The organism is Kitasatospora sp. NPDC057500, from assembly GCF_042802195.1.
Classification (GTDB): Bacteria; Actinomycetota; Actinomycetes; order Streptomycetales; family Streptomycetaceae; genus Kitasatospora.
On sequence record NZ_JBHVER010000383.1, the window covers coordinates 1 to 3,275 of the forward strand.

The window sequence follows — 3,275 nt, forward strand, 5'->3', positions numbered from 1 at the left end:
GGGTTCGCGGAGCCGCCCGCCGTCCGGGCCGAGAGCCGGGCACCGGGGCACCGGGTGCCCGGCGCCGGCGTCAGCGGCGGGCGGCGCGGGTCCGCCAGGGCAGCTCGACGGTCACCGTCGTCGGCCCGCCCTCCGGGCTCTCCACCAGGAACACCCCGTCCACCGCGCGGATCCGCTCGGCCAGTCCGCCCAGGCCGCTGCCCGGGTAGGGGGCCGCGCCGCCCTTGCCGTTGTCCTGGACCAGCAGCATCAGCTGGTCGTCGGCCCGCCAGACGTCCACCGTGGCGGAGCGGGCACCCGAGTGCTTGGAGATGTTGGTCAGCAACTCGCTGACCGTGAAGTAGGCGATGCCCTCCACCGCGGAGTCCGGCCGGTCGGTGCTGCCGTCCCCGGCCTTCAGGTCGACGTGCACCTTGACCCCCTCCGGCACCGTGCAGCGCGCCGCCACCGAGGAGAGCGCCGCGTCCAGGCCGCGGTCGGTGAGCACCGCCGGGTGGATGCCCCGGGCCAGGTCGCGCAGTTCCTGGAGGGCCAGCTTCACCTCGCCGTGGGCGTTGTCGACCATCTTCGCGGCGGCCGCCACGTCCTGCGGCGTCTCGGTCTCGCGCAGCCGCTCCTTGGCCATGCCGAGGTCCATCGCCAGCGCCACCAGCCGGGCCTGGGCGCCGTCGTGCAGGTCGCGCTCGATCCGGCGCAGGTCGGCGGCGGCGGTGTCGACCACGGTGCCGCGGTCGTCCTCCAGTTCGCGCACTCGCTCGGACAGCGCGCCCGGGTGGAGCAGGGTCTCCACCAGCATCCGGTCCACCGCCGACTGGGCGCGCACCGCCCACGGCAGGACCGGCCAGCCGACCAGCACGAAGACCAGGGTCAGCGCGAAGCAGAGCAGGCCCCAGGGCAGCATCAGCACGTTGTAGAGGGCCGCGCGCCAGGACAGCGCGTCGGTCAGGTGGGCGATCGCGAAGCCGGTGACCCCGGGGCGGCGGCGGTGCACCGGCTCCGGCTCGTGCACCTCGGAGTCGTACAGCGCCCGGGCCCGGCGGCGGGCGAAGCCGCTCATCGCACGGCAGCCGGCCAGCCCGGCGGCGAGCAGCGGCAGGCCGACCACGGTGACCGACAGGGCGAGGCCGACCGAGAGCGTCACGATCGTGAAGACGAAGCCGGCGATCCCGAGCGGCAGGTTCAGCAGCAGCCGCCCGACCTGCCGCCACATCCGCGCGCCGTACAGCGGGGTGCGCCCGGCGTCCTCGGCCGTGCCGTCCATTGGCTTCATCTCGGTCTACCGTCCTTTTCCGGTCGAGCTGTGGGTCTAGCTTGGCCGGTCCGGGGCAGGTGGGGCCATGGGGGTGATACGTCTCCCCGGGCGGGGGTTATCCCCACCCCTCGCAGGGCACCGGGTGTCCACCGGCCGTCCACCGGGTGTCTTGCGGATCGGGCAGGATGCGGGGCACCGGTGCGGTGCACTTAGACTCACGCACTGGCGATGGTTATGAGCGCGTAAAGGAACATCGTGGAACCGCCCCGAGGGCGGGTTCCGCGGCCGATGTGGAGGCGAGGGCATGGTGGGGCAGCGGGCGGCTTCGGTCGCGGCCGACCCGGCGGCCGGCAGCGGCTACTTCGACGCGTACGCCGCGATCGGCCTGCTCGCCGTCGTCGGCGTGCTCTTCGTGGCGGTGGCGTTCACCGCGAACCGCCTGCTGCGGCCGGTGGTGTACTCGCCGGAGAAGCTCCTCGCCTACGAGTGCGGCGTGGACCCGGTGGGGGAGGACTGGGCGCACACCCAGGTCCGCTACTACGTCTACGCCTTCCTGTACGTGATCTTCGCGGTCGACGCGATCTACCTGTTCCCGTGGGCGACCGTGTTCGCCTCCGCCGGATACGGCGCCGGGACGCTGATCGAGATGTTCGTCTTCATCGGCTTCCTCGCGGTCGGACTGCTCTACGCCTGGAAGAAGGGCGTTCTGGAATGGACGTGACGCACACCCACTCGCACGGGCACGGTGCCTCCGGCGGCCCGGTTCCGCTGGGCGTGCCGGACCCGTCGCGCCCCGGTGCCGCCGTCGAGCGGCGCGGCATCGGCCCGCTGGCCCGGCTCGCGCCGGACCCGGTGAAGGTCGTCCTCAACTGGGGACGGCGCTACAGCCTCTGGTGCTTCAACTTCGGCCTGGCCTGCTGCGCGATCGAGTTCATCGCCGCCTCGATGGCCAAGCACGACTTCATCAGGATGGGCGTCATCCCGTTCGCGCCGGGCCCCCGGCAGGCCGATCTGATGATCGTCTCGGGGACGGTGACCGACAAGATGGCTCCCGCCGTCAAGCGCCTCTACGAGCAGATGCCCGAGCCGAAGTACGTCATCTCCTTCGGCGCCTGCTCCAACTCCGGCGGTCCCTACTGGGACTCCTACTCGGTGACCAAGGGCGTCGACCAGATCATCCCGGTCGACGTCTACGTGCCCGGGTGCCCGCCCCGTCCGGAGGCGCTGCTCCAGGGCATCCTCAAGCTCCAGGAGAAGATCGCCGCCGAGTCGCTGCCCGGCCGCTACACCGCGCCCGCGGCCGCGCTGCGGCGTCCGCCGGTGGCCGGGCCGGACGCCGGCGCCGGTTCTGCCGAGGGAGGGGTCTCGTGACCACGGCCGAGCAGTACGCGGCGTCGGTCGGGGAGTGGGCGACCGGCGCCGAGGCGTACGGGCTGATCACCGTCGACGTGCCGGCGGAGCACTGGATCGAGGCGCTCACCGCCGCCCGGGACACCCTGGGCCTCACCTTCTTCGACTGGCTCAGCGCCGTCGACGAGCTCGCCGACGGCTTCTCGGTGGTCGCCCACCTCGCCGCCGTCGACGCCCCGGGCGTGCGCCACCTGGCGCTGCGCACCCGGGTGCCGCGCGACGCTGCCGCGCTGCCGACCGCCGTCCCGGTGTACGCCGGGGCCGCCTGGCACGAGCGCGAGACGCACGAGATGTTCGGCATCGACTTCCCCGGGCACCCCCACCTGATCACGCTGCTGCTGCCGGACGGCTTCGAGGGGCATCCGCTGCGCAAGGAGTTCGTGCTCGCGGCCCGGGTCGCCAAGGCCTGGCCGGGCGCCAAGGAGCCGGGCGAGTCCGACCACGGCGACGGGCCGGCGCGGCGCAAGATGCAGCCGGCCGGTGTGCCGGACCCGAACGAGTGGGGGCCGCTCAAGGGAACCCTGCCGCCGGTCGCCGAGCGGCCGGCGCGCGGTGCCCGGGCGGCCGGTGCGGCGCGCACGCCGCGTGCGGCGGGCGCGGGCGCGGCGGCGGC

Annotated in this window: 4 protein-coding genes; 3 read left to right on the top strand and 1 reads right to left on the bottom strand. The window is 73.8% G+C overall.

All coding sequences use genetic code 11. From position 1 onward, the window contains the following. Nucleotides 1-70: 70 nt before the first annotated feature. The gene (locus ACFU74_RS36660) at nt 71-1,261 is read right to left on the bottom strand and encodes a sensor histidine kinase (RefSeq protein WP_380764468.1); all 1,191 of its coding nucleotides are present in this window, start codon (nt 1,259-1,261) and stop codon (nt 71-73) included. 295 nt (nt 1,262-1,556) lie between these two features. Here ACFU74_RS36660 and ACFU74_RS36665 point away from each other — a divergent pair, with 295 nt between their 5' ends. The 3 genes from ACFU74_RS36665 to ACFU74_RS36675 form a co-directional block, all read left to right on the top strand. After that, the gene (locus ACFU74_RS36665) at nt 1,557-1,973 is read left to right on the top strand and encodes an NADH-quinone oxidoreductase subunit A (RefSeq protein ID WP_380764465.1); all 417 of its coding nucleotides are present in this window, start codon (nt 1,557-1,559) and stop codon (nt 1,971-1,973) included. Beyond that, complete coding sequence (locus ACFU74_RS36670) at nt 1,964-2,623, top strand: NADH-quinone oxidoreductase subunit B (protein ID WP_380764466.1); 660 nt, start codon at nt 1,964-1,966, stop codon at nt 2,621-2,623. Before ACFU74_RS36665 ends, ACFU74_RS36670 begins: the two co-directional genes overlap by 10 nt. Beyond that, nucleotides 2,620-3,275: NADH-quinone oxidoreductase subunit C (locus tag ACFU74_RS36675; RefSeq protein ID WP_380764467.1), on the top strand; the 656-nt coding region annotated here is incomplete at its 3' end. The genes ACFU74_RS36670 and ACFU74_RS36675, both read left to right, overlap by 4 nt.